At 70.0% G+C, this 24,485-nt stretch carries 25 protein-coding genes and 1 pseudogene; 7 read left to right on the forward strand and 19 right to left on the reverse strand.

The genetic code is table 11. The features are described from left to right. Positions 1-87 precede the first annotated feature (87 nt). From E1258_RS12465 to E1258_RS12510, 11 genes are all read right to left on the reverse strand, one after another. Positions 88-1,425: an acetyl/propionyl/methylcrotonyl-CoA carboxylase subunit alpha gene (locus tag E1258_RS12465; protein ID WP_132399778.1), complete on the reverse strand. Its 1,338-nt coding sequence runs from the start codon at positions 1,423-1,425 to the stop codon at positions 88-90. Between the two features lie 104 nt (positions 1,426-1,529). Beyond that, a complete protein-coding gene (locus E1258_RS12470) occupies positions 1,530-2,153 on the reverse strand; it encodes a TetR/AcrR family transcriptional regulator (RefSeq protein ID WP_132399781.1) in 624 nt (207 codons plus the stop codon). 88 nt (positions 2,154-2,241) lie between these two features. Then, positions 2,242-5,070 carry a hypothetical protein gene (locus tag E1258_RS12475; RefSeq protein ID WP_132399784.1) on the reverse strand — a complete coding sequence of 943 codons (2,829 nt, stop codon included), beginning with the start codon at positions 5,068-5,070 and terminating at the stop codon, positions 2,242-2,244. A gap of 9 nt (positions 5,071-5,079) precedes the next feature. Beyond that, positions 5,080-6,867 (reverse strand): HSP90 family protein, encoded by a 1,788-nt coding sequence (locus tag E1258_RS12480; protein WP_132399787.1) that lies wholly within the window; start codon positions 6,865-6,867, stop codon positions 5,080-5,082. Between the two features lie 361 nt (positions 6,868-7,228). Next, positions 7,229-8,446: an ROK family transcriptional regulator gene (locus E1258_RS12485; protein WP_243715398.1), complete on the reverse strand. Its 1,218-nt coding sequence runs from the start codon at positions 8,444-8,446 to the stop codon at positions 7,229-7,231. A gap of 375 nt (positions 8,447-8,821) precedes the next feature. Further along, the gene (locus E1258_RS34700) at positions 8,822-8,986 is read right to left on the reverse strand and encodes a hypothetical protein (protein WP_243715399.1); all 165 of its coding nucleotides are present in this window, start codon (positions 8,984-8,986) and stop codon (positions 8,822-8,824) included. 105 nt (positions 8,987-9,091) lie between these two features. Beyond that, positions 9,092-9,442, reverse strand: a complete 351-nt coding sequence (locus E1258_RS34710) for a hypothetical protein (protein ID WP_243715404.1) — start codon at positions 9,440-9,442, stop codon at positions 9,092-9,094. Further along, the gene (locus tag E1258_RS34715) at positions 9,406-9,660 is read right to left on the reverse strand and encodes a winged helix-turn-helix domain-containing protein (RefSeq protein WP_243715400.1); all 255 of its coding nucleotides are present in this window, start codon (positions 9,658-9,660) and stop codon (positions 9,406-9,408) included. Before E1258_RS34715 ends, E1258_RS34710 begins: the two co-directional genes overlap by 37 nt. A gap of 375 nt (positions 9,661-10,035) precedes the next feature. Next, positions 10,036-11,049: a GDP-mannose 4,6-dehydratase gene (locus E1258_RS12500; protein ID WP_132399790.1), complete on the reverse strand. Its 1,014-nt coding sequence runs from the start codon at positions 11,047-11,049 to the stop codon at positions 10,036-10,038. 164 nt (positions 11,050-11,213) lie between these two features. Further along, on the reverse strand, positions 11,214-12,425 hold the full coding sequence (locus tag E1258_RS12505) for a class I SAM-dependent methyltransferase (protein ID WP_132399793.1): 1,212 nt from the start codon (positions 12,423-12,425) through the stop codon (positions 11,214-11,216). 22 nt (positions 12,426-12,447) lie between these two features. Beyond that, positions 12,448-13,011 carry an NUDIX domain-containing protein gene (locus E1258_RS12510; protein ID WP_132399796.1) on the reverse strand — a complete coding sequence of 188 codons (564 nt, stop codon included), beginning with the start codon at positions 13,009-13,011 and terminating at the stop codon, positions 12,448-12,450. Positions 13,012-14,035: 1,024 nt separating this feature from the next. On the opposite strand from E1258_RS12510, the gene E1258_RS12515 reads away from it, so the two are divergent. After that, positions 14,036-14,248 carry a hypothetical protein gene (locus tag E1258_RS12515; protein WP_132399799.1) on the forward strand — a complete coding sequence of 71 codons (213 nt, stop codon included), beginning with the start codon at positions 14,036-14,038 and terminating at the stop codon, positions 14,246-14,248. A gap of 379 nt (positions 14,249-14,627) precedes the next feature. Continuing rightward, positions 14,628-15,827, forward strand: coding sequence for a hypothetical protein (locus tag E1258_RS12525; protein ID WP_132399802.1), 1,200 nt, complete (start codon positions 14,628-14,630; stop codon positions 15,825-15,827). A 71-nt stretch (positions 15,828-15,898) separates the two neighbouring features. On the opposite strand, the gene E1258_RS12530 is transcribed toward E1258_RS12525, so the two are convergent. Genes E1258_RS12530 through E1258_RS12545 form a run of 4 tightly spaced genes read right to left on the reverse strand, consistent with a single transcriptional unit; the run spans position 15,899 to position 18,435 of the window. Next, positions 15,899-16,801: a sulfurtransferase gene (locus E1258_RS12530; protein WP_132399805.1), complete on the reverse strand. Its 903-nt coding sequence runs from the start codon at positions 16,799-16,801 to the stop codon at positions 15,899-15,901. A 40-nt stretch (positions 16,802-16,841) separates the two neighbouring features. After that, a complete protein-coding gene (locus E1258_RS12535; RefSeq protein ID WP_132399808.1) occupies positions 16,842-17,288 on the reverse strand; it encodes a hypothetical protein in 447 nt (148 codons plus the stop codon). A gap of 1 nt (position 17,289) precedes the next feature. After that, entirely contained in the window at positions 17,290-18,057 is a 768-nt protein-coding gene (locus tag E1258_RS12540; RefSeq protein ID WP_132399811.1) for an SGNH/GDSL hydrolase family protein, read from the reverse strand. A 42-nt stretch (positions 18,058-18,099) separates the two neighbouring features. Beyond that, positions 18,100-18,435: a hypothetical protein gene (locus E1258_RS12545; protein ID WP_132399814.1), complete on the reverse strand. Its 336-nt coding sequence runs from the start codon at positions 18,433-18,435 to the stop codon at positions 18,100-18,102. Between E1258_RS12545 and E1258_RS12550 the strand changes: the two genes are divergently transcribed. Then, entirely contained in the window at positions 18,410-19,417 is a 1,008-nt protein-coding gene (locus tag E1258_RS12550; RefSeq protein WP_132399817.1) for an aldo/keto reductase, read from the forward strand. The genes E1258_RS12545 and E1258_RS12550 overlap by 26 nt on opposite strands. Before the next feature lie 486 nt (positions 19,418-19,903). Here the strand turns inward: E1258_RS12550 and E1258_RS12555 are convergent, their stop codons facing one another. Beyond that, positions 19,904-20,647: a dihydrofolate reductase family protein gene (locus tag E1258_RS12555; RefSeq protein ID WP_243715403.1), complete on the reverse strand. Its 744-nt coding sequence runs from the start codon at positions 20,645-20,647 to the stop codon at positions 19,904-19,906. Positions 20,648-20,786: 139 nt separating this feature from the next. Between E1258_RS12555 and E1258_RS12560 the strand changes: the two are divergent. The 4 genes and pseudogenes from E1258_RS12560 to E1258_RS12575 form a co-directional block, all read left to right on the forward strand. Beyond that, positions 20,787-21,209, forward strand: a pseudogene (locus E1258_RS12560) (His/Gly/Thr/Pro-type tRNA ligase C-terminal domain-containing protein); the annotation flags it as partial. 58 nt (positions 21,210-21,267) lie between these two features. Continuing rightward, on the forward strand, positions 21,268-21,693 hold the full coding sequence (locus E1258_RS12565; RefSeq protein ID WP_132399820.1) for a CBS domain-containing protein: 426 nt from the start codon (positions 21,268-21,270) through the stop codon (positions 21,691-21,693). 102 nt (positions 21,694-21,795) lie between these two features. Then, positions 21,796-22,224: a SufE family protein gene (locus E1258_RS12570; RefSeq protein ID WP_132399823.1), complete on the forward strand. Its 429-nt coding sequence runs from the start codon at positions 21,796-21,798 to the stop codon at positions 22,222-22,224. Positions 22,225-22,244: 20 nt separating this feature from the next. After that, positions 22,245-22,871, forward strand: a complete 627-nt coding sequence (locus E1258_RS12575; protein WP_132399826.1) for a DsbA family oxidoreductase — start codon at positions 22,245-22,247, stop codon at positions 22,869-22,871. 69 nt (positions 22,872-22,940) lie between these two features. Here E1258_RS12575 and E1258_RS12580 read toward each other — a convergent pair whose 3' ends face one another. The 3 genes from E1258_RS12580 to E1258_RS33275 form a co-directional block, all read right to left on the reverse strand. Further along, positions 22,941-23,501 (reverse strand): YbaK/EbsC family protein, encoded by a 561-nt coding sequence (locus E1258_RS12580; protein ID WP_132399838.1) that lies wholly within the window; start codon positions 23,499-23,501, stop codon positions 22,941-22,943. A 233-nt stretch (positions 23,502-23,734) separates the two neighbouring features. After that, positions 23,735-23,929: a hypothetical protein gene (locus E1258_RS12585; protein WP_132399841.1), complete on the reverse strand. Its 195-nt coding sequence runs from the start codon at positions 23,927-23,929 to the stop codon at positions 23,735-23,737. 285 nt (positions 23,930-24,214) lie between these two features. After that, the gene (locus E1258_RS33275; protein WP_165949738.1) at positions 24,215-24,376 is read right to left on the reverse strand and encodes a hypothetical protein; all 162 of its coding nucleotides are present in this window, start codon (positions 24,374-24,376) and stop codon (positions 24,215-24,217) included. Between the last annotated feature and the right edge of the window lie 109 nt (positions 24,377-24,485).

Genomic DNA, 24,485 nt, shown 5'->3' on the forward strand with positions numbered 1-24,485 from the left:
CACCCAGCGAGGTTGATCAAGAGACTTGCGTCGACGTCGCGGGTTCACACCAGGACAAACCTCTTGATCACCTACGCGTCGGGGCGGTCAGCGCATCCGGCCGACGATGCCCGTGTCGTAGTCGCCCGAGAGGAACTCCTCGTTCTCCAGCAGCTCCGCGAAGAAGGGGAGGTTGCACTTCGGGCCGGCCACCTCGAACGCGGCGACCGCCGCGCGGGCCCGCTCGACGGCCTCCGCCCGGTCCCTGCCATTGACGATCAACTTGGCCAGCAGGCTGTCGTAGAACGGGGTCACGTTGTTGCCGGCGACGTAGCCGGAGTCGACCCGGACGCCCTCGCCGCCCGGCTCGCGCCACGTCGTGATCGCGCCGGGGCCGGGCAGGAAGCGCTTCGGGTCCTCGGCGTTGATCCGCAGCTCGATGGCGTGGCCGCGCGGGGCGAGCGCGTCCGGGTCGAACGTCGGCGCAAGGCCGGCGGCGACCCGTAGCTGCTCCTCGACCAGGTCCACGCCGTAGACCAGCTCGGTGACCGGATGCTCGACCTGGAGCCGGGTGTTCATCTCCAGGAAGAAGAACTCCTGCGTGGCGGGATCGAGCAGGCACTCGACCGTGCCCGCGTTGCGGTAGCCGACCGCCTCGCCGGCCCGCACGGCGGCGGCCAGGAACCGCGCCCGCAGCTCGGGCGATACCGCCGGGGACGGGGACTCCTCGACGAGCTTCTGGTTGCGCCGCTGCACCGAGCACTCGCGCTCGCCGAGCGCCACGACCCGGCCGTCGGCCAGGCCGAGAATCTGCACCTCGACGTGGCGCACCCGGGGGAAGTACCGCTCGATCAGCACCGATCCGTCGCCGAACATCCGCTCGGCGAACGCACGCACCCTGTCGTACTCGGTGCGCAGCGCGGCCTCGTCGGCGGCCACGCCCATGCCCATGCCGCCGCCGCCCGCCGCGGCCTTGACCATCACCGGGTAACCGATCCCGGCGGCTGCGGCGACCGCCGCGTCGGGGTCGGCGGCCGGCTCGGTGGTGCCGGGTGCGACCGGCACCCCGGCCGCCGCCATCAGGTTCCGGGCGTTGATCTTGTCGCCCATCGCGGTGATCGCGTCCGCGCCGGGTCCGACCCAGATCAGCCCGCTGCGCTCGACGGTACGGGCGAAGTCGGCGTTCTCCGACAGGAAGCCGTAGCCGGGATGGATCGCCTGCGCGCCGGTCGCTTTGGCGGCGGCGAGAATGGCCTCGACGTTCCGGTAGCTCTGGGCCGGGTTGGCCGGGCCCACGCAGACCGCCTCGTCGGCCTCGGTCACGAACGGCAGGCCGGCGTCGGCCTCCGAGTGGACCGCGATCGCGCGGATCCCGAGCCGGTTCGCGGTTCGGATGATCCGACGGGCGATCTCGCCGCGGTTGGCCACCAGCAGCGACTCGATCATGTTCTCCTCCAGCGTCCAGGGTGGGGACGATGCCAGGGAACCATGGGTGACAAGCCGTCCACGAGTCAAGCCTCGACTACCGGCTCAGGCGTCGGGACAGCGGCTCAGACGTCGGCCTCGGCGAGCAGGGCGGCCAGGGTGGCCGCGCGCAGCAGGGCGGCCCGCCGCTGCCGGTCCACCTCACCGCCGAGGAACGGCGTCGAGTTCATCAGGCCGAAGGCGGCGTGCGCCAACACCCGCGCCTCGCCGTCGGGCAGGCTCGGGTGCAGCGCCGTCAGCACCGTCACCCACTGCTCCACGTAGAGCCGCTGGAGCCGACGGATCCGGCGGCGCGGCTCGTCCGGCAGCCGGTCCAGCTCGTGCAGGTGCAGGGCAATCACGGCCGGGTTTGCCAGCGCGAACTCGACGTGGAAGTCGATCAGCGACTCCAGCGCGCCGCGCGGGTCGTCGGGGTGGCCGGCGGCGCGCTCCCGCCCGCCGTCGAGCAGCCCCTCGCTGACCGGAATCAGCGCGGCGGCCAGCATCGCCTCCTTGCCGGCGAAGTGGTGGTAGAGGGCCGGGCCGGTGACGCCCGCCGCCGCGCCGATGTCGTCCATCGACACCCCGTGGTAGCCCCGCGCGGCGAAGAGCCCGACCGCGATCTCCAGGATCTCGTCCCGTCGCGACCGCCGTCGCCCACTGCCAGCCACGCCGCCCGCCGACCCCCGTGCCCGCTGTTCCACCGTCACCGGGCAAGCGTAGACCTGGCGCGGTTCGGGACGTCGCCTCGGTTACCCACCGGCCGCCCGGCCGGCACCACCGCCGGTCGGGCCACCGTCAGTCGTCGTCGCCGGCCAGGCCGTGCTCCGCGCGGATTGCCGCCGCCTCGTCCGGGCGGCCCAGTTCGTCGAGCACCCGGGCGAGCAGCCACGCGGCCTGGGCCGCCGGACGGGAGCCCGGGGGCAGGCCGCCGAGCACCTCCCGCAGCAGCGGCTCCGCCTCGCCCGGCCGGCCGGCGCGCACCAGCAGTTCGCAGCCGAGCAGCTCCACCCGGGCCGCCTCGCCGAACGCCTCGATCGACCGCAGCCGGGCCGGCACCCCGGCCAGCCGGTCCAGCCCTTCAACCGGCCGGTCGTCGGAGGCCAGCACCCGGGCCCCGGCCTCGGCCGCGAGCCCCACCTCGTACGTCACCACCGGCGGCTGCTCCGGCCGACCGGTCAGCGCGGCGGCGAGCCCGTCCACCACCTCGACGGCGCGGACCGCCGCCGGCACGTCCCCGGACCAGTTCAGGGCCTCCGCCTCCCGGCGGCGGGCGCGCAGCTCGTCGACCGGCGCCCCGGCCAGCCGATACACGGCAGCCGCCTCGGCGAACCGCTGCGCGGCCAGCGCGTCCCGGTCGGCGTCGTAGAGCAGGCCGCCGGCCTCCTCCAGCACCTGCGCCCGGTGCGGCAGGTTGTCCGGCCCGTCGAGGTTGCGGGCGAGCTGGTCGAGCAGGACCAGCGCCGGGTCCAGTTCCCCGAGGTCGACGTAGATCCCGGCCAGCAGGTGCCGGCAGCGGTCCGCCTCGGCCTGCGCCCCGAGCCGGTCCAGCCCGAGCACCGCCTCCTCCGCCACCTCGGCCGCCTCCGCCGCCCGCCCGGCGACCCGGTACGCGTTCGCCAGCTCCCAGCGCAGGAAGGCGTCCCCGTCGGCGCCCTGCTCCACGCAGAGGGTCACCGCCTCGGCGAAGTCCTCCACCGCCTCGGCCGCCCGGTCCGCGCCCAGCAGGGCCCGCGCCCGGAACACCCGCACCGGCAACCGGGCCTGCGCCGGGGCCGTCTCCAACGCCTCGTCGCAGGCGGCCACCCGCTCGGCCGGGTCGTCTGTCGCCCGCGCGTACGCCAGGGTGGCGGCGGTGACCAGCTCACCCACGCCCACCTCCCGGGCGAGCCGGCGGGCCAGCTCGGCCGCCGCCCGGAACTCCGCCGGCCGCTCCAACTCCTCCAGCACGTGGGCGCGGTGCAGCGCCACCCGGGCGGCCAGCCACGGGTCGCCGTCGGCCTCGGCTGCGGCCCGGTCGGCGGCGACCAGCGCCTCCTCCCAGCGCTGTAGGTGCGCCAGCGCGAGGGAGAGCCGGTCGTGCGCGGCAGCCCGCTCCCGGACGTCGCCGTGGCCGGCAAGGAAGTCCGCGGAGCCTCGCGCCAGCGCCAGCCCCTCCTCGCCGTCGCCGGTCAGGCAGAGCAGCACCCCGAGCCGGCCGGCGACCACCTGCTCCCGGACCTGGTCCGGCAGCTCCCGGTACGCGGCCAGCGCCGCCCGGTTCGCCTCCTGCGCCGCCTGCGGGCCGTCGGCGTCGGTCAGCTCGCCGACCCGCAGCTCCAGCCGCCGAGCCGCCGTCCGGGCCGGCTGACCGCTCGCGCCGAACCGCCCGTCGTAGGCGGCCAGCGCGGCGGCGAACCCCGCCCGGTCGTGCGTACGCCAGCACTCGTCGGCCAGGTCGAGCAGCTCGTCGGCGGTGGCCTCGGCCGGCACGGTCACCGCCGGGGCCGCCGCCGGCTCCGGCGGCCGGGCCGGACGATTGCGCAGGCTGGCCGACAGCGGCAGGTGCTCGCCGGGCCCGGTGGCCAGCCGCCGGGCGACCCACTCCGACTGGTGGGCCGTGCCGTTGCGGGCGTCGAACCGCTCGGCCAGCGCGGTCGCCGTGGCGGCCAGCTCGGCGGCGAGCGCGGCGGCGGACACCTCGCCCGCCGGACGGTCGCCGGCCGCCCGCCGGTGCAGGGTGACGTCGCCGGCCTCGGCCGCGCGGCCCAGCGCGGCCGAGGCCGCCGCCGCGAAGTGCATCGCGGCGGCCGGGGTGGGCGCGCGGTCCAGCCAGTCCAGGTGCCGCTCGACGATCTCCACGGCCCGCGCCTCGTTGCCGGTCAGCGTGCAGAACTCGACGTGGTCGCCGATGTCCCACAGGTCCGACAGGTTGCCCCGCAGCCGCCGGTACGCCTCCCGGTGCGCGTCCCGCGCCGCATCGCCCCGACCCGTGCGCAGGTACGGCACCAGCAGCGCGGTGAGGATCGCCTGCGGCTGCTCCGTGCAGGTCAGCCGGCCGGCGAGGACCGGCTCGGCCAGCGCCACCGCCTCGTCGTGCCGGCCGACGTCGGCGAGGTGGGCGACCTGGGTGGTGGGGTCGCAGCCGGCGCAGTCGGACAGCTCGTCCCGCGGGGCGGTCAGCCACTCCCGGTACCACCGCTCGGCGGCCTCGGCGTCGCCCACGTGGTCGGCCACCAGGTAGCGGTGCTTGTGCACGGCCTGGAGGCTGTGCCCCGCGTCGGCATACCGGCGCTCCATGTCGTCGAGCACCGCGTACGTGCGGTCCAGCGGCAGCTCGGAGAACTTCAGCATGGCGTTGACCATGTACTTGAAGTGCCAGAGGAGCTGGTGGGCGTAGCGCTGGTGGTAGGGCTGCGGATCCCGGTCGAACTCGGCCAGGCACCAGGAAAAGGTGACGAAGGACTTGGCCGGCTCGCCGCCGTAGACGTACCCCGTGGTGGCCTGCATCCGGACGGCGAACGCCAGGTGCCGGTCGTCGCCGCCGTCGGCGCGGCGCAGCAGTTGCTCCAGCGCGGCCGTGCGCCCGACGCCGTACGGCATACCGGTGCTCTCGTGCAGCATCCGCCACAGATCGTCGTCACTCATCGGCGACCCTCACTCCCGTCCCGGTACGGCCCGGCCGAGCAGGCCGAGGAAGGAACTGTTCAGCAGCGCGGCGTCGGCCGCGCGGATGGGGTGGTGCCCGAGTAGCAGGGCCTGCCCGTACAGCGCCTCGACGGCGAGCCCGACCAGCTCCGGGTCGTCGAGGGTGGTCACCCGGCGGACCAGCGGGTTGCGGTGGTTGAGCACCAGTTGCGGGCGGTCGGGCGGGGCGGACGCGGCGAGCGCGTCGAGCACCCCGCCCCACAGCTCGTCGGCCCGGTCCCGAGTGGCGGCGAGCTGGTCGTTGAACGCCGCCGACCGGCTGACCAGGTAGAGCGCGGGCAGCGACACCGGGTCGTACGCCCGCATCACCACCTCGCAGCCGAGCCGTTCCAGCGCCCGCTGCGCCCCGGCGAGGAACGGCCGCAGGGCCAGCTCCACGGCCGGGTCGAGGGCGTCGAAGCGGGTGGTCAGGTCGCTGGGCTCCAGCCGCTCGATGAGCACCGACCGGTCCACCGTCGGCAACCGCTCGATCAGCTCGGCGTCGTACGTGTATCCGGCGTTGACCACCGCCAGGTCCTGCGCGGCGGCGACGGCGGCGAGCTGGCGGAACTCGTCCAGGCTGGCGGCGTACCGGAGCAGTCCGTGACGCCGCCGGAACTCGGCCAGGGTGAGGGTGCCCACGTTCGTCTCCATCGGCCACCACTGGTCGACCAGGCGCAGCATCTCGTCGTCGTGCACGGCGAGCGCCTTCACGCCGAGGTGGTGCACCTGGAGGAACTCGGCGAGCCGGCGCGGGTCGTGCCGGGCCAGCCGGACCAGCCAGCCGCGCACCTGCTCGCCGATGGCGTCCCGGGTTGCGGTGAGCAGGGTGTCCTCGTAGAGCGCCTCGCGGCTGGCGGTGGGTCGCAGCTCGCTGGCGTCCACCACGCAGTGGGCGAAGAACGCCCAGTCGGGCAGCAGCCCGTCGGCGTGCTCGGTGAGCAGCATCCGCTTGAGGTACACCCGGTGACCGGCCCGCGCCGCCGGGTTCACCGGGGTCGGCAGGATGAACGCGACGCCGGTCAGGCCGGCCTCGGGCACCGACAGGGGCACCACGTCGAACGGTTCGACGCCGAGGAGCCGCCGGGCGTACCGGGTCAGGGCCGGACGGTCGGGGCCCGTACCCGGGGCGGTCGGCCAGGGCGGCTCGCCCGTGGTGGTGACCACGTCGCCGACCCGGACGGTGACCGGCAGCAGCGACCCGTACAGCCGGGCCAGCTCGGTGACGGTCGCGGTGGCGAACCACTGGTCGGCGGCGCGGCGCGGCACCAGCGTCACGGTGGTCCCGGGCTCCGGGCGCTGCTGCCCGGCCGGCGCGGCCTCGACGGCGTACCGGCCGTCGGCGTACCCCGTCCAGAGGACGGTCGGCTCGCCGGCGTGCCGGGTGACGACGCGGATCTCGTCGGCCACCAGGAAGCAGGAGAGCAGCCCGATGCCGAACTGACCGAGGAACTCGTGCCGGGAGAAGCCCAGCTCGTCCCGCTTGGAGCTGCGGCCGATGGTGGCCAGTAGCTCGTGCACCTGGGCCTCGGTGAGGCCGATGCCGCTGTCGTGCACCCGCAGCGTCCCGTCGGCGGTCAGCTCCGGCGGTTCGATGCGCACCAGCGCCGGGGCGTCAGGCTCGCTCGCCCGGCGCGCGGTGATCGCGTCCACGGCGTTCTGCATGAGCTCACGGATGTAGACCCGTGGGCTGCCGTACAGATGATGGCTGAGCAGATCGACCACGCCTCGGAGGTCGACCTGGAAGGTGCGGTCCAACGCTGCTGCTCCCCGGTCCGATGCCGGCGCTCACCGTACCGGTGATCACCGACGCGTGGCTGCCCGCCGTCCGCCCCGAAACAAGGAGGCCGGACCGCCCAACCATTGTTGCGCGCCAGCTTCAAGGGCGAACGCCGCACCTTCGGCCGCCACCGCAACGCCTTGCTGATGTGCTTCATCCTCGTCGACCGGTGGGCGACCTGTGTGACCGACGCTCGGGAAGACGAGAGCCGTATGGAGAGGAGAACCCCGCACTCGGCTCGCAGGTCGACTCGGTCATCGACGAGGTTGGGAGCCTGCAATGTCGGCAAGGACACCGGGTGTAGGTCACCCGGTTATTTGACCTGTGGGTGTCTACTCATCATGTGAGTCGGTACTTGCTGGGGTTGGCAAGCAGTTCGGAAAAGGCAAGTTCCGCTGCGCCGATCAGGGTGGCGTCGTCGCCGAGTGCGGAAATCCGCAGCTGGACCTCCTCCCGGGAGACCGCGAGCACGTTGGCGGTGATACGTGTGCGGACGTGGGCCGCTGATCCGAGGTAGATCTCGCGGAGCATGCCACCGAAGATGACCATGCCAGGGTTGAAGAGGTTGATTAGATTGGCCACTCCGATACCCAACCAGTCACCGACGCACCGCAGTGCGTCCTGGGCTACCGCGTCGCCGTGGGCGGCGGCGTCGACCACGGCCCGCACAGCGTCGCGGCCGGTGAGTTCCGGTGGCCGGCCGGCGGCGTCGAGCAGGGCGCGCTCGCCCACCTCCGCCTCCAGACAGCCGTACGAGCCACATCCGCATGGACGGCCGTTGTGCGGGTTCACCAACATGTGTCCAAGCTCGGAGCCGTACCCGCCGTGACCGTCGAGTAGGTCACCGCCAACGATGATTCCGCCACCGACGCCAACATCGCCGTGTAGGTAGATCAGGTTCTGGACGGCGATGCCGGCTCCACGCACGTGCTCCGCCAACGCACCTAAATGGGCCTCGTTGCCGACCAGGACTGGCAGGTCAAGGGGCAGTTGACGGCCGAGTTCTGGGCCGAATGCCTGGTCGACCCATCCCAGGTCCGGTCCGAAGCGCACCATCCCGTCTGCGCGTCGGATCATTCCGCAGTACGACGCGCCGACGCCAACACACACCGCCTCCGATGGTGCCGCTTCGTACAGCCGGCGACCGAACTCGCCGAGCACCCCGGCCACGGTTTCGAGGTCGACTCCAGCGCGCAGCCGGACCGCCTCGCGGCGGTCCAGGATCGTGCCGCCCAGCGCAACTCGAGCGGCGACCAGCCGGTCGACGGCGACGTCGAATGCCAGTACGTACACCCGATCCGAGGCCGGTCGGACCACAAGCGACGGCCGGCCGGCTTTGCCAGTCTCTGCTGGAAGTTCTTCGTAAACCAGGCCGGCCGACACGAGTTCTGCCGTGAGACCCATGATGGTGCTGCGGTTTACTCCCATCCGCTCAGTCAGCACCGCGCGTGACATGGGGCCGCCAAGGTGGACGTGGCGTAGCAGGGCGCCCAGATTACGCCGGCGGGTCTCCTCGTGGGAGCGCCTGTCGTCCAGCGCAGTCGAACTCTTGAGCACTGCGAGACCTTGTCAGTCGGTGGGTGTAACGATGTACATGTACGTGCCACACGTGCCGTGAGCCAGGAGCGGATTCACCGCCTGCCACCTGCATCAAGACGTCGGAGGTCACCGCCACCAAGCACTGCGGCTGGAGCGATTCCTCTACGGCTCAACGCTCGTCGCCCTTCCTTGACAACTGGACAGTCGAGTGTTCTGGCTACTATAGCACTCTTCGACAAACTTCACTTCGAACAACGATCGTGCCCATCGAATACCGGCGCGAACTTCTCTTCGATCTCTTCCGAAGCGCGGGTCGTGGCAGGTGCAAAGCTTGTCGCCATTGGCCGGCCGCACGAGCCTCGCTGTCCTTCCGTCGCTACAGATCTTGAATGGTCAGGTTGTGTCGGGTTTGAGGGTCAGTCCGGTGTGGGCGAGGAAGCCGTCGAGCAGGTCGGTGCGGTACTGGATGCTCTTGAGCCGGTTGCGGATGATCGCGCGGAGGTGGTCGACGCCGGTGACGGCGAGGTTGCCGATGCTGCGTTTGAGGTGGGACCACACTGCCTTGAGTCGGGTTCAGGTCCGGGGCGTAGGCGGGTAGCCGGATGACGGTCAGCCAGTCCCGGGCGTCGACCATCTGCCGCATGGCGGCGCTGATGTGGGTGTTCAGGTTGTCCAGACGCACACGATCGGGCCGTCGAGCTGCTGGTGGGCGGCATCCAGCAGGGCGATGTAGTCGCGTTCGCTGAAGCTGCGGCGCTCGTTCTTGCGGCCGCGATGGGTGATCGTTCGGTAGATCAGCCGGGACCGCTGGCCGGGCCGGTAGCAGGTCAGCCCGGCGATCGAGACGCGGCCGGAGCCCTTGCCCGACACCAAGACCACCGGGGTGTGCCCGCGTCGTTCCCAGGTGCGTGCCTCCGGTGGGCGCAGCGTCTGATCTGCCTCGTCCTCGAAGACCAGCCACGCCCGCCGCTGCCCCGCTACCATTTTCCCGCCGGCCACGTCTCCCGCCGCCACGTCGTGACCGCACCCTCGTCCCGCTCGACCGCACGATGCGCCGGGACCTGCACCGACCAGCCAAGCCGGTACATGATGTTCGCCGTGCCACGCAGCGTGTACCGGGTGTGGAACATCCGAGCGATCAGGTCCGACACCCGCGCCAGAGTCCACCGCTGATCACTACCGAAGCCGTGCGCCGCCGGCCCCTGCTCCAGGGCATCGGCCAGCCGCCGCAACCGCCCCTCATCCAGCCGGCACCGAGACCCCGTTCGAAGCCAGAGCCTGCTCACCACCAGCCCGCCACCGCTTACGCCACCCGTACACCGCGATCTGCGACACCCGCAACCGGCGCCGCGATCTCCGGCACCGACACATCCTCGGCGAACCACCTGGCAGCCTGCCGTCGTACCGCCTCACGCTTCGCCCGCCCCCGCCCGGACAACCCACCTCCATCGAGATACCTCATCCCATCGATCTACCCCAGCCCAAGACCATCACACAAACCACAACGGACGAACCTAGCTACTCAAGATCTGTATGGTCGAACATCACCGACTACAGCGAGTGCTGCGTCGTTTCAGGTCGCTCTAGCCCTGAGGTGGCCGACTTTTTCAGCGGTGGCGGTTACCACTCCCGGCCGCTTGCTTTTCGTTCTGCTCCCCGTCGGCGAGATCGGCGTCGACCATCATTTCGATGAGGGTGCGGAAGTCGCCGCGGGGTTTCCAGCCGAGCTCATCGCGGGCGCGTGAAGCGTCGCCGACGAGCAGGTCAACGTCAGCGGGGCGGAATAGGCGTGGGTCCTGCAATACGTGAGATTGCCAGTTCGGGATACCAACCCGTTGGAAGGCGATATCGAGGAGGTCTCGGATCGAATGTGTCTGGCCGGTGGCAATGACGTAGTCTTCTGGCCGTTCTTGTTGCAGCATCAGCCACATCGCCTCGACGTAGTCGCCGGCGAATCCCCAATCCCGACGCGCTTCGAGGTTGCCTAGAACGAGTCGGTCCTGCAGTCCCAGGGCGATGCGCGCCGCTCCGCGGGTTACTTTTCGCGTGACGAACTCGTGGCCACGGCGTGGGCTCTCATGGTTGAACAGGATCCCGGCGCAGGCGTGCGCGCCGTACGACTCCCGATAGTTGACCGTGAGGTGGTGACCAAAAGCCTTGGCGACGCCGTACGGTGAGCGCGGGTGAAAGGCCGTTGTCTCGCGCTGCGGCACCTCGCGGACCTTACCGAACATCTCTGAACTCGACGCCTGATAGAAGCGTATCCGAGACATGTCGTTCTGCGTGAAGATGCGAAGAGCCTCGAGAACCCGTAGCACCCCCATGCCAGTGATTCCACTAGTCAGCTCGGCTTGGTCCCAGGATAGCCCGACGAAGCTAATAGCGCCGAGGTTATAGACTTCGTCAGGTTTGGCAATCTCCATGGCCCCAATCAAGCTTGGGAGGTCGCGGAGATCGCCGCCCAAGAGTTTGATCGAGGGAACAGCTTGCTGGACAGCCGTCGCCTTGGGATTGTTCTGGCCACGGAGCAGGCCGAAGATTTCGTATCCCTTCAGTGCAAGGAACTCGGCCAGATATATTCCATCTTGGCCGGTGATTCCCGTAATCAGAGCGCGTGGCACGGATAACTCCTCGTGATGAACCGTCTCTTACTTCGCTCCACTGCGTCGTGGACGAGTACCTCATCTCCGGACATGGGTCGGCGCGCTTAAGCGTCGGGGCAGTGCGGGTGCGCCACTCCGAAACACGCAGCCGCTTCTATCCAGTTCGCGTTGTTAGTGATCTGTCACAGTTTCACGATTTCAAGGTCGGGTAGCGGAAAGATTAGCCTTCCTCCGTTTTTTAGGTAGTCGTGCTCCCGCTCGATGAAAAGATCGCGGAAGAACCACGGCGCCACGATCATGTACTCCGGATGCTCGGCGCGGGCCTGTTCCTCAGAGATGATCGGGACACCGATCGAGGCGATTTTTCGACCGACCTTGGCGGCTTGTCGCTCAACGGCGAATGGCAGGTCCTTGACCGTCAGTCCGGCGGCCTGCCAGATTGTTCCGCCTCGTGTGCTAGCCCCGTAGATGTAGCAGCGTTCTCCACGTGAATTGATGTCGTATACGAGCTGGCGAAGCTCGTCGAAGGCTTGCAGAGCCCTAGACGAGAACCTACGCCAAGCGTCAGGTTCGTGCAGCCGGTGCTGGGCTTCACGTTGCCGCTGGCTGGAAACCGATGGGCTGACGGGTCGTGAACCGCGCCGCGATACTACTGTGCGGAAGGAGCCACCGTTAACGTCCGATAGTTGGACATCGTTGACTTCCATTTCGTGCCGATGAAGCAGACACTCCAACGCTGTAAGGGACCAATAGGTGATGTGTTCATGGCACACGTTGTCGACAGCCCCGAGTTCCAGCATGGCCAGTGCATAGTTCTGTTGGATGAGCCAGATCCCATCTGGCGCAAGAACCTTCGCTACATCGGCCACGAATTCATTTGGATCGTCGATATCGTAGAACATCGACACGCTGGTGATGACGTTGAAATGCTCGTACTGCCGGTCGTCTCCTGCACTGGTGAAACGCTCGGAGTTGAAGTAGTCGACGACAATGCGGTCGGCATGCTGGCGTGATTCCGGCTCGAACGTCGCCACAGGGTCGACACCTACACGGTGAACTTTCGAGGGCACGAAGGACAGTAGCGTTCCGTCGTTACACGCAATGTCGAGCCACTTCTGGGCACGAGGGTGAATGCTGAGCGCGTGATCGACGATGTTCCGAAGGTCTGACTGTATCGCCTCGTTGGTCCCCGACCGGAAGCCATAGCGGTCGTGGTACATCAATTCGCGCGGGGTGGTTTCCCGCAGCTGCACCAGACCACACTGTCCGCAGAGCAGGAGTGCGAGCGGCCACTGAGGTGGGCGGACATCGTCATATCGGAAGTCGCTCAGATACTGGTTGCCGAGGTCAAGAACCTCTATTAAGTCAACGCTTTGGCAGGAGCGGCATTTCACGTTCCCTCCAAATGTTCAAGTGTCAGAAGAGGCCCGCGTTACGCAAGATAATGGGAAGGAATGGATGTAGATGAACAGAGCGGCGGGCCTCCATCTCATGCAACTCCGCTCTCGAGTACCAACGAACCCACTCGTGTGTTTTATCTGCGGCAGCCAGAGACCGCGCTTCGTCGTCGGTGCATTCATATGTCATGAGGCTGAGTAGTGTTTGGAAGCCGCGCTTCTCCGGAGCAACACTTCTACTTCCCCACATGACGTTGTAGATGTGGTTTAGGACGACCGGCTTCTGTCCTATATCGAGCCCGAGTTCACGTTTGAGTGCACGCGCAGCAGCGTTGACAAGCGTTTCCCCCACCTTCATCCGACCGCCGAACACCCAGAACATGTCCCGTAGGGGTAAATCCTTCCGATAACCAAGTAGAACACGGCCGTCGCGCGTGTGGACTATAACGTCGACATTGGCCTGCACCAAGTTGTCCAACGTCCTAGCATAATCATCATCAGGTAGACCGAAATCGGGAACGCGGCGAAAGACGAAGCTGTCTTCTACGAGCTCGTGGACGTTCGTCGCCAAAAGAATCTCCACACTGTTAGTCGTTACACGTTTCTTGGTTCACGGTGGCGCTCAACGTGCCGCCTTCGCGATTCCACGGCTATGCACTGCCGACCATCACACGGCCCCAGAATCGCATCGTCATTTCACGCTCCCCGTAAGTCGAGGCACAGAACTACACAGTCCCCCTACCGCCCTTTGCCACGGCTCAAAATACGGGCACATGCGATCATGCCCCCAATCAAACGGCAGTTACAGTGCGCTCGCACGCGGATGCAAGTCAATAATCGACAGCGAAGAAGAGACGCCAAAGCGAATGAACAGCACCTCGGCGGCATAGAGTTATCGCTCAAGCGGGGATGATATCGGGTAAGCGTCTAAAGGTGTGATCTCGCAGTGCAGTCCATGCGATGCTGCTCGGTACCTCCCGTTTCTGCAACTCACCACCGCCATGTCGCCATTCGCAATAGTTTCACATCGATGGATGACTGTCCAGGTCGGCAGAAAGTTGTTAACGACCACAAACGGGCTCGGCATGATCTCGGCCTATGCGGCGTGGACGCGGATTGGCGGAATTCTTGTTCCTTGCGGGGCCAGGCGGCCCTGCCCCAATACTCCAACGTCGCTTGGCTTCGGCGTTGGGCGTGGCGTAGGCATGAGGACGGCCATTGCGTTGATCACCGATCGCCCGTGAGGACAGTCAAAGGCCGTGGGCCGCAGCCCTGGACCTTGACCGCTGGCGTCTCGTCCTGGACGAGGCAGTGAGACGCGCTGCTGGCCGGTTCGTCTGCGCATAGGTGATCGGTAACCGTTTGGCGGACGACCGCGGGGAAGCCCAGCCCGGCTTGGAACATGCTGCCCGCGCTTTCGCGGGCACCATGTTCGCGCTGTCTACGGTGAGCTGGCGCCGCATCCGTGGCGGGGTCCGGATGAGGACCAGGACGCGTACATCCTGTTCCACCAGAGGTCGCTGGCGATGGGATGGCTCGCCGACACCTCCACCGCTGCTCCCACGACCGCCGCGGACAGGCGGCGGGCAGTGTCGGGTCTGTGGGGCATGAACGACGCCGGACAGGACCATCCCCATGCCGACCCGGCGGCGTCACTGGCCGCCTGGTTCCAGGTCGCCGTCGACCCGGTGGCCGACGACCGGCCGCTGCCCGTGCAGCCGTTCCTGCGCTGCGCCGGGGACGTCGCCGCGCGCATCGGCGACCTCGACCTGCAGGCGGTGCAACACCGCTGGGGACAACCCACCACCCGCGCAGCCTGACCAACACCGCGAACGTTCGTGGTCACGGCACCAGCCTGGCATACCCTGATCGCCCCCAGGTGGGATCAGATCCGGGGCCTGCTCGACGCAGACATCACCATCCGGGCCTGGCACCTGGCCAACGCAGGCACGGAAGGTCTCTTCGCGAACCTGGCGGCGGATGCGGACAAGCACGACGCGGCCGATAGTGGCGGTCAAAAGAACGCTACGGAACCAGCCTTCCCATGCGGTCCAAACTACCGGCCAAACGGTTGCATGGCTTCTACCAACGCTTGACTACCATCAAGAGCCAGTGTCATGCGGCGCTACGCCGGTTACGCGAGGTGGCTCCTGACCTCGGCCGGGACGACGACCTTAACGGCGGATTGGCGGTGAATGGATGAAGGAGCAGCAGCTACGCCGGTTGCTGACGGTCGCCACCGAGGATATCCGGCCTACCCGGCCTGCGGTGGATGCCTGGCAGCAGGCCGGCCGGACCCAGCGCGCCCGACGCGCCGCCGGTGCCGTCGCCCTGGCCGTCGCCCTGGTCACCGGCGGGGCACTGCTGGCCCTGCGGCACTCCGCCGGGCCGCCCCCCACGGACCCCGCCTCCGCCGCGCCTGGCCCGACGGCCCCGGTCGCTCCGGTGCCGGACACCGCACCCGTGCGGCGGATGCCGGCCGACCTGGCCTACCCGGGTGACCCGCTCGGACGGATCGGCGACCCGGCCACGGTGCCGCTCTCCCGCCGCCCGGTCCGCCGGGCGCTGGCGCTGGCGCAACCGGTCGACCCGGACACCGGAGTCGGGGGCCAGATCCGGGTGCTCGGCGACGACGGCACGGTGCGCGCCCTCGACGTGGTCACCCTCGCCCCGACCCGGGACGCCGACGGCAACGAGGCGGTGCCGCTCAAGACCGGAAGCCTCTCCCCGGACGGCCGGTTCGCGGCGTTCGCGCAGACCGGCGCGGTACTGGTGGTCGACCTGACCACCGCCGCCGTCCGGAGACTGCCGCTCGCCGGCTACCTGGAGCACGTCGTCTGGTCGGGCGGCCGACTGCTGGTCGGCGACGACCGGAACACCTACCTGCTCGACCCCGGTACGGGCACCGCCGACCAGATCGCCGTCTCGCCCTGGGGCCTGGTGACCCCGGATCCCGCCGCCCTGGGCGGAACGCTCGTCGAGATCACCGGCGTCCGGGACCGCCTCACCCTGCGCACCAGGTCGGTGCCGGACGGCACGATACGCACGCAGCACCCGGTCCGCAGCGCGGAGCCGGTGCTGGGGTACCGAATCGTCGAGTTCTACGGCCGTGGCTGGCAGCGGGGCGACCGGGTGGCGAGGTCCGGTTGGATCGCCAACGGCAGCGCGGACGGGATCGAGGGGGTGGCCGTGCTGGACAGCCGGACCGGCTCGGTGACCCACCTGCTCGACCTGGGCCGGGACCGGTGGAAGGGCTGTTGTGAGGTGCAGGGCTGGGAATCCGACGGAACCGTGCTGCTCCGGACGCAGCCCGGCGGGCTGATCCGCTGGCGACCCGACACCGGCGGGGTCACCGGGGTGGTCCCGGAGCTGACTGGGGTGATCTCGCTGGCCGGCTGACCGACGGGCCAGCCGGCCAGCGAGCCGGGTCAGCGGGTCGGCCGCGCGGGTCAGTCGGTCGGTCGGGCGGGTCAGTCGGTCAGGCCGCCGGGCTGGTCGCCCTTCACGACGGGTGCCCGGACCAGGTTGCCCCACTCGGTCCACGAGCCGTCGTAGTTGCGCACCTGCGGGTAGCCGAGCAGGTGGTGCAGCACGAACCAGGTGTGGCTGGACCGTTCGCCGATCCGGCAGTACGCCACCACGTCGTCGGACGGGCTCAGCCCGAGCTGGTCGGCGTAGATGACGCGCAGCTCGTCGGCGGAACGGAAGGTGCCGTCGTCGTTCGCGGCCGACTTCCACGGCTTGTTCACCGCGCCCGGGATGTGCCCGCCACGCAGCGCGCCCTCCTGCGGGTAGTCCGGCATGTGCAGCATCTCACCGGTGTATTCGCCCGGCGAGCGCACGTCCACCAGCGGACGGCCGGCGGCGACGTGCGCCATCACCTGCTCCCGGTACGCCCGGATCGGCGCGTCGTTACGCTCCGGCACCGGGTACGCGGCACGCGGCCGGGCGACCTTCTCCCGGGTCAGCTTCCGCCCTTCGGCGACCCACTTCTGCCGGCCGCCGTCGAGCAGCCGCACGTCCGCGTGCCCGAACAGCGAGAAGACCCACAGCGCGTACGCCGCCCACCAGTTGAAGTTGTCGCCGTAGAAGACGACGGTGTCGTCGCGGCCGATGCCCTTGACGGCGCACAACTCGGCGAAGCTCGCCGCGTCCAGGTAGTCCCGTCTCACCTGGTCGTTCAGCTCGGTGTGCCAGTCGACCTTCACGGCGCCCGGGATGTGCCCGGTGTCGTAGAGCAGCACGTCCTCGTCGGACTCGACCACGACGAGGCCCTCGTCGCCCAGGTGCTCGGCCAGCCACTCGGTGGTGACGAGCCGCCGCGGGTCCGCGTACGACTGGAGGCGGGGATTCGGATCACTCGGCACCGGCATGACCCCCAAGGTACGCCGCTGCCGGGCAGCCGGGGCACGGTCAGGCGCGGCGGTGCACGAGCCGGCCGGCCACCACCGTGGCGACGCAGCTCCCGTCCTCGGCGAAGACGGCCAGGTCGGCCCGGCCGCCGGCGACCAGCGCGGCCGGGCGTACGGACGTGAGCAGCGCGACCCCGTTGCGGACGGCTGCGGCGCGCAGCCCCGGGTCGGTCACGTGGACGGCAAGCACGGCGGCGGCCCCGAGCCGGAACAGGGCGTGCGCCCGTTCGCGCGGGGTGGAGGCGGGTGGCAGCGGCCCGTCGTGCACCAGCGCTGGCCCGAGCACGCCCGGCCACCGCCGCACCCGCACCCCGGGGTACGCGGCCGCCAGCTCGTCCGGCGAGGCCACCGCCTCGATCCGGTCCCCGGTCACCAGCACCGCCGCGTCGGCGACCGGCCGGTCGCCGGGAGCGAGCCGGAGCAGCGGCGCGGCGTGGATGGTCCGCACGTCAGTCGGAGATCGAGCCGAGCACCGGCCGCTTCGCGGTGACGGTGTCGCCGGACGACCGGCCGGTCAGCCGGCGCTTGATCCACGGAGCCAGGTGTCGGCCCGCCCAGCGCAGGTCAGCGGCGCGGGCGGCCAGCCACGGCGTCGGCGCGGGGTGCGGCGGAACCAGCAGCCAGTCCTCGTCGCAGCCGACCCCGAGCGCGGTCAGCACCTGCCCGGCGACCCTCCGGTGCCCGGCCGCCGACAGGTGCAGCCGGTCGGTGCTCCACAGCATCGGGTTGAGGAAGGTGTCGTCGGCGTAGAGGTCGACCAGGATCGCGCCGTGCCGCTCGGCGGTCTCCCCGACAGCCCGGTTGAGCAACTGCACCCGGGGAGCGACGAGACGCTGACCGGGCAGCCGCGCCGTCACGTCGGCGAACCGGAACAGCAGCACGTCCGCGCCGCCGGAGCGGAGCTTGCGCACCACGTCGTCGAAGCGGGCCGCCAACACGTCCGGGTCGAAGGTGCGGCGCAGCACGTCGTTGCCGCCGGCCGCGAAGCTGATCAGGTCGGGCTTCATCGCCAGCGCGGCCGGCACCTGCTCAGCCACCACGTTGGGAAAGAGTCGACCCCGGATCGCCAGGTTCGCGTACCGGAAGTCGGGGCCGACCCCGGCGGCGAGCCGGGTGGCCACCAGGTCCGCCCAGCCCCGGTAGGTCCCGTCCGGATACGCGTCGTCCATGCCCTCGGTGAAGCTGTCCCCCACCGCCACGAAACTGCGCCAGCGCACGCCGTCTCCCTCACGCCTCCGTTGCCTGCGGCGACCAGTTTGTCACCGGCCGACACCCGCCCGCCGCCACCCGCCGGCGAAGGTGGCGGTGGTCATCACACAATCTTCGTCGCCGGTGCGCCCCCGCAACGGGTGGGGCCCGTTGACCGGCAACACCAGCTGAACCAACTCGACGCCGCCGTGCGGGGTTTCGTCGAGCAGGGCGCCTTCTGGCCGGGTGAGGGTCTGTTGCCCGCTCCCCGCCAGCCCGCCGTGCTGCCGTACCAGCCACAGTCGGCTCCCCTTCGGGTTGACCTGGAGTGCGCTCCAGCTCCTACGGTCGGAGTTCGTACCGATGAAGGGGGAAGTACGGATGAAGACCGTGGAGCTGGGCCGCACCGGTGAACACGTCAGTCAGTTGGCACTCGGCTGCATGCTCATGGGAACGCTCACCGACGAGGCCGCCTCGTTCCGGATGCTCGACCGGTTCACCAGCCTCGGCGGCACCTTCCTCGACACCGCCGACTGCTACGCTTGGTGGCTGCGCAGGGGCAGCCACGGTGGGGAGAGCGAGGAACTGCTGGGGCGCTGGTTGGTTCGCAGCGGTCGGCGCGACGAGGTGTTCCTCGCGACCAAGGGCAGCGCGAAGATGAAGGATCCGGGCAGCCTGTGGGGTGCCGGCAACGAACCGGACTGGGAGGTCGCGCGTACCCGGTTCGAGGGAGCCGGCGCGGAGACGCTGCGCCACGCGATCGACGACAGCCTCCGCCGGCTCGGCACCGACCACGTGGACCTGTACTACGTCCACGTCGACGACCGAGCCACGCCGCTGGAGGAGACTCTCGAGGCGCTCGCCGGGATCGTGCAGGCCGGAAAGGCTCGCTACATCGGATGGTCGAACGTACGCACCTGGCGGCTGGAGCGAATCCGGCAGCTCTGCGCCGCGCACGGCTGGCCGACGCCGGTGGCGTTGCAGCAGCAGCACTCGTACCTGCGGCGCCGGCCGGGGCTGCCGGATGTGTCCATCGTCGACGACGAGCAGCTCGACTACCTGAACACCCACGACGACCTGACGCTCGTGGCGTACTCGCCGCTGCTCAAGGGCGTCTACGACGACCCGGCGAAGCGCAACGGCCACCACATCATGCGGCCGTACGAGGGGCCGGACACCGTCGCCCGTCTCGCCGTGCTCAACCAGGTGGCGGCCGAGGTGGGAGCCGCACCCGGCCAGGTGGTTCTCGCCTGGCTGCTGCGTCACTCGCCGACCGTCGCGCCGTTGATCGGGCCGCGTACGCCCGAGCAACTGGAGGCGGCACTGCCGGCCCTCGACGTCAAGCTGAGCGACGAGCAACTGGCCCGGCTCGACGCCGCAGGCGCCTGACCGGCGGGGTACGCAGTCGTCGGCCCGCGCCGCCGGCGGACCCGCCAGGAGCCGGACGGCTTCCAGGACATCGCCCCCGCACACAGCGGAGCGCCGCCGATGAGGTGGCGGCGTTGGGCGGGAGTGAGCCGCAGCGTACAGCCGGCAGGCGGCCTCGCGTAGTTGCCCGGGCGTGGAGACGCCGACGATCGGGGTGACGGGAACATCGGCGGCGCGTAGCCAGGCCAGGGCCACTTGGTGGGGGTGACGCCGAGGCGGCGGGCCAGGCGACGGGCGCGACCGCGGCGGGCCAGGTTGTCGGGTGAGTGGTAGTCCGCCTGCTGGTAGGCGTGGTGGCGGAACGCCGGCTGACCGGGTCGTGCGGCGAAGAAGCCCAGCGCGGCAGCCCGGTAGGGCAGTACCTGCAAGTGGTGGGCGCGTGCGGTGGCCAGGGCGCGGCCGTCGTTCCGTCGCAAGGCAGCGGCCAACGTGCCAGGACAAATCACGTCAAGCCGGAGCTCGCGTGGGTCGGTATCGGAGGGCGATCGCCCCCGACCGGAACGCATGGCGGTCCACGAGCTCGAGCTGGATGCGCTCGCGCAGACCGGCGAGCAACGTCGGCCCGTGTCCGGCAAGGGCCGGCTGCACAAGGAACTCGTACTCGTCGATCAGTCCCAGATCTGCCAACGCCAGGGGGAGCGTCACGCCGCCCACCCACAGGCCCTCGCCTGGCTCCTGCTTGAGCCGCTGAACCGCTTGCCCCAAGTCGCCTCGCACCAGCTCGGCATTCCAATCGACCCCGCTCATCGTGCTCGACACGACGTACTTCTTCGCCCGGTCGATGGTCTCGGCGAACGGGATCTGCCACTCATTCATCCAGTCAGGCCATGTGCCCGTGGCCGGCTTCCGCCACGCCGACTCCATCATCTCGTAGGTCACCCGGCCGAACAGCAGGGCATCGGCTCGTTCCATCTCAGCGGTCCAGTGGCGCATCGACTCCTCGTCCGGCGGGAGCCCTGCCTCGTGATGGCAGCAGCCATCGAGCGTGACGTTGATCGAGTATCGAAGTGGTCTCATCTCGTTGCTCTCCCTTGATGCGCGCCCCGCGTTCACCGGTCCATATTTAGATGACTGCCAGCGCCATTTCTCATCGGTGCCCCGATCGCACCTACTCAGCACCGTCGTGATGCGAACCAGACCGCAGACCGAGCGCGCGACCGATTCGGCGCTCGGGGCGTTCAGGTTCGCCACCGGACGGCGCCCATAACGCTCGGCTTCGATGCACGGTGCCACGCCGCCCTACCGCCAGCTCAGGGTCAACGACGAACGTCGCAAACGTTGCCTGACGCGGCACTAGAAGCGCGAGACCATCCGTCCGCACCGCTGCCCTTCACTCGGCACCACCATGGTCTGCTACGGCATCGGGGTGTCCCGGGCGGTCGCCGCGATCGCCGAACAGCACCACGACGAGCGGGGCCTGGTGTGGCCGGCGGCGGTCGCGCCGTGCGACGTACACCTGGTGGCGGCCGGCAAGGGGCCGCAGCTCGACGCGGCGCTGGACCTCGGCGGGCGGCTCGCCGCCGCCGGCCTGCGGGTGCTGGTCGACGACCGCACGCACGTCTCCGCCGGGGTGAAATTCACCGACGCCGAGCTGATCGGTCTCCCGCGCGCCGTCGTGGTCGGCCGCCGCCTCGCCGACGGGTACGTCGAGCTGCGCGACCGGGCCACCGGCGAGCAGACGGAGTTGCCGGTGGCCGGGCTGGTCGACCGGCTGCGCGACGAGGCGCTGCGCGCCCGGGGAGACCTGGTGTAGCGAGCGGCGCACTGGGTACCGGTTACCGAATCGGCACAGGTGTAATTCGGAGGCCCCAATGACCGGTTACCGGGTCAGCGACGTGATGACCAGGCAGGTGGTCTACCTGCCCGCAGAAACCACCCTGGACGAGGCGGCCAGGGTGATGAAGGAGTCGGACATCGGCGACGTGGTGGTAACCGACGGCGCGAGCCTCGCCGGCATGCTGACCGACCGCGACATCGTGGTCCGGGCGGTGGCCGAGCGCAGCGATCCGGCCGCCACCACGATCGGCTCGATCGTCACCCGGGAGGTGGTGATGATCGAGCAACACTCGACCGCCGGGGAGGCGGCCGCGCTGATGCGGGAGCGCGGTATCCGGCGCATCCTGGTGTGCGACAGCGAGCGCAAGCTCGTCGGCATCGTTTCCCTCGGCGACCTGGCCATGCAGCTCGACCCCAACTCCGCCCTCAGCGACATCAGCGAGCAGGCCCCGCAGAGTTGAGCAAGGAGGGGCCCCTTCTTAACGCCTCCGGTAGAGGAGGGGCCCCTTGTTAACCAGCAACAGACGACAAGGTGACCGATCGACCGCCGGTAGCCTGACGGGATGCCCGAGATGCCGACCAAGCTGGCCGAGATCGTCGACGAGTTCGCCGCAGCACCCCGCGAGCTGGTGCTGGAGATGCTGCTGGAGTACGCCGACGTCATTCCGCCGCTACCCGAGGAACTCGCCGGCCGGAAGGGCATGGAGCAGGTCCCCGAGTGCCAGACGGCGTTCTTCCTGCGCGCCGAGGTGAACCCGGACCGGACGGTGACCACCTGGTTCGACTGCCCGCCGGAGGCGCCGACCACGCGCGCCTTCGCCGGCATCCTCGCCGAGGGGCTGGCCGGGGCGAGCGCCGAGGAGACGCTCGCCGTGCCGGACGACCTCTACCAGCGGATGGGGCTGGCGCAGGCGATCAGCCCGCTGCGCGTCCGGGGCGGCACCGCCATCCTGGCCCGACTCAAGCGCCAGGTCCGGGAACAGATCTCCTGATCAACGGGTTGTCAGTGGTCATGGAGATCGAGATCTACGCCGACGTCGTCTGCCCCTGGTGCTGGATCGGCAAGCGCCGACTGGAACAGGCGCTGGAGTCGTACGACGGTGAGGTGACCGTCAGGTACCGGCCGTTCCAGCTCGACCCGACACCGGTTTCCGAGCCGAAGCCACTGGTGGAGGCGCTGGCTACGAAGTTCGGCGGCCGACAGCGGGCCGAGGGGATGGTTACCCGGGTGACCCAGGTCGCCGCCGGCGTGGGGCTCGACATGCGCTTCGACCGCGCCGTGCACGCCAACACCTTCGAGGCGCACCGGCTGATCCGGTTCGCCGCCGAGCGGGGCCGCTCCGCCGAGCTGGTGGAGGCGCTCTACCGGGCGCACTTCTCCGACGGCATCGACGTCGGCGCGCGGAACGCCCTGGTCAAGCTGGCCACCGGGGTCGGCCTCGACGAGACCGAGGCTCGGGAGTACCTGGAGTCCAACCTCGGCCGCCGCGAGGTGGCGGCCGAGCTGGCCGCCGCGCGCGAGCTCGGCGTCTCCAGCGTGCCGACCTTCGTGCTGGCCGGGAAGTACGCCGTCACCGGCGCCCAGGAGCCGGAGACCCTGCTCGCCGCCCTACGCGAGGTCGAACAGCGGGAGTCCTGACCGCGCCGGGTCGGCGATCCGAGAGCGAACGATCGACGTCGATTGCGTTCCACGTGAAACGACATCGGTCTACGTCGTGGGCTGGGCGAATCTGGCCAGCCCCTCCACCACGCGGGCACCGGGAAGTGTACCGAGCGCCGGCCCGGGCAGGGCGATCTTGCTGTGCCGCACGCCGGAGCCGACGATCACGTACGGGGTGGCGACCACCCGCGCGTCGACCAGGATCGGCCACTCCTCGGGCAGCCCGATCGGGGTGATCCCGCCGTACTCCATGCCCGTCAGCTCGACCGCCTCGGCCATCGGGGCGAAGCTCGCCTTGCGTACGTCCAGCGCCCGGCGGGCCACCCCATTGACGTCGGCGCGGGTGGTGGCGAGGACGACGCAGGCGGCGTACCGGATCTCGCCCTCGCGTCTACCGGCGACCACGACGCAGTTCGCCGACACGTCCAGCCCCACCTCGTACGCCGCACAGAAGGCGGCGGTGTCCGCCAGGCCCGCGTCGATCGGCGCGACCAGCACATGGTCGACGTCCACCGGCGCGCTGGCGGGCCACCGCCCGATCGCGGCGGCCACCGGGGGCGCCAGCAGGTCCGGTCGACTCCGGGCGGGCTCGGTCTTCAGCGTTCCCATCACGGCTGCGATCCTCGCACCCCACGAAGCCGCCCGCGGGCGTGACGCCACCGGGAACCGGACCGCGCCTCCGGAAGGCCGGCCACCGACTACCACCGGGCCGGTTGCCGCCTGCCGCGCCGGACCGGTTGACACCACCGAGGGGCTGGCCCAGCCCCGTGTCCGGGCCAGCCCCTCGGTGCATCCCCCGCCCGCCCGGGGCGGAGTCCGGTCCCGGCGGGACCGGTGGCAGGTCAGCCGTTCGCGACGAACGGGTTCTCCCGGACGAACGTCCGGTCCTGCGCGGCGGCTACCTCCTGGGCGCGCAGCAGGCCGGGCCGGCGCGCCTCCAGGTCTTCGAGGGCGTGCCGCACGGCGAGCCGGATCACCCCGTAGAGGAAGACGAAGCCGGCGACGTAGAGGATCACGGTGGAGGCGAGGACCAACATGGCGTCACGGTAGGCAGACGTCGAACGGGGAGACTTCTCATCTACCGCCGGGTCCCCCGTACGTGGCGGCGAGGTAGTCCGCCCACGTACGGGTGCCCGTCGGGTCCGCGGTGGCGGTGAGGCCGCCCGCGCAGGGCCCGTCCGAGCCGCCCCGGCAGGCGCACCGGCAGCAGCGGGCGGCGGTTGCCCGCCGCCATGTCGCCGACATTGCGCCATCGTGAGGGCCGGACGCCGTTAGTTCGCCGACATTGCGGCTCCACGCGGCTCCACGCGGCCCAACCCCGCTCAACCCGGCCCGCCCCGTCCCACGTAGAGCGCCACCGACAGCAGGCCCGAACCGAAGCCCTGCACCATCCGGCCCACCACCAGCAAGCCCATCGTCGACGCGGTGCCGGCGACGAGCAGCCCGGCCGCGAACCAGCCCACCCCCATTTGGGCGGTGCTCAAGGCCGAGCCAGACGTCCAGGTAGGGAACTTTGCCGCAGTCGCGCTGCGCGGCGACGCCGAGAGTCACCGGGCGCTCGAGGACTGGATGGACTCGTTCGTCAGGGAGGCC

The sequence above is a fragment of the Micromonospora sp. KC207 genome (genome assembly GCF_004348615.1).
Taxonomy (GTDB): Bacteria; Actinomycetota; Actinomycetes; order Mycobacteriales; family Micromonosporaceae; genus Micromonospora.

Coding starts and splice junctions, on each gene's coding strand:
- E1258_RS12570 (WP_132399823.1), top strand. CDS start 21,796: ATGCCCGAGATGCCGACCAAGCTGGCCGAGATCGTCGACGAGTTCGCC.
- E1258_RS12580 (WP_132399838.1), bottom strand. CDS start 23,501: ATGGGAACGCTGAAGACCGAGCCCGCCCGGAGTCGACCGGACCTGCTG.
- E1258_RS12530 (WP_132399805.1), bottom strand. CDS start 16,801: ATGCCGGTGCCGAGTGATCCGAATCCCCGCCTCCAGTCGTACGCGGAC.
- E1258_RS12475 (WP_132399784.1), bottom strand. CDS start 5,070: ATGAGTGACGACGATCTGTGGCGGATGCTGCACGAGAGCACCGGTATG.
- E1258_RS12465 (WP_132399778.1), bottom strand. CDS start 1,425: ATGATCGAGTCGCTGCTGGTGGCCAACCGCGGCGAGATCGCCCGTCGG.
- E1258_RS12585 (WP_132399841.1), bottom strand. CDS start 23,929: ATGTTGGTCCTCGCCTCCACCGTGATCCTCTACGTCGCCGGCTTCGTC.
- E1258_RS12525 (WP_132399802.1), top strand. CDS start 14,628: ATGAAGGAGCAGCAGCTACGCCGGTTGCTGACGGTCGCCACCGAGGAT.
- E1258_RS12575 (WP_132399826.1), top strand. CDS start 22,245: ATGGAGATCGAGATCTACGCCGACGTCGTCTGCCCCTGGTGCTGGATC.
- E1258_RS12550 (WP_132399817.1), top strand. CDS start 18,410: ATGAAGACCGTGGAGCTGGGCCGCACCGGTGAACACGTCAGTCAGTTG.
- E1258_RS12515 (WP_132399799.1), top strand. CDS start 14,036: ATGAACGACGCCGGACAGGACCATCCCCATGCCGACCCGGCGGCGTCA.
- E1258_RS12565 (WP_132399820.1), top strand. CDS start 21,268: ATGACCGGTTACCGGGTCAGCGACGTGATGACCAGGCAGGTGGTCTAC.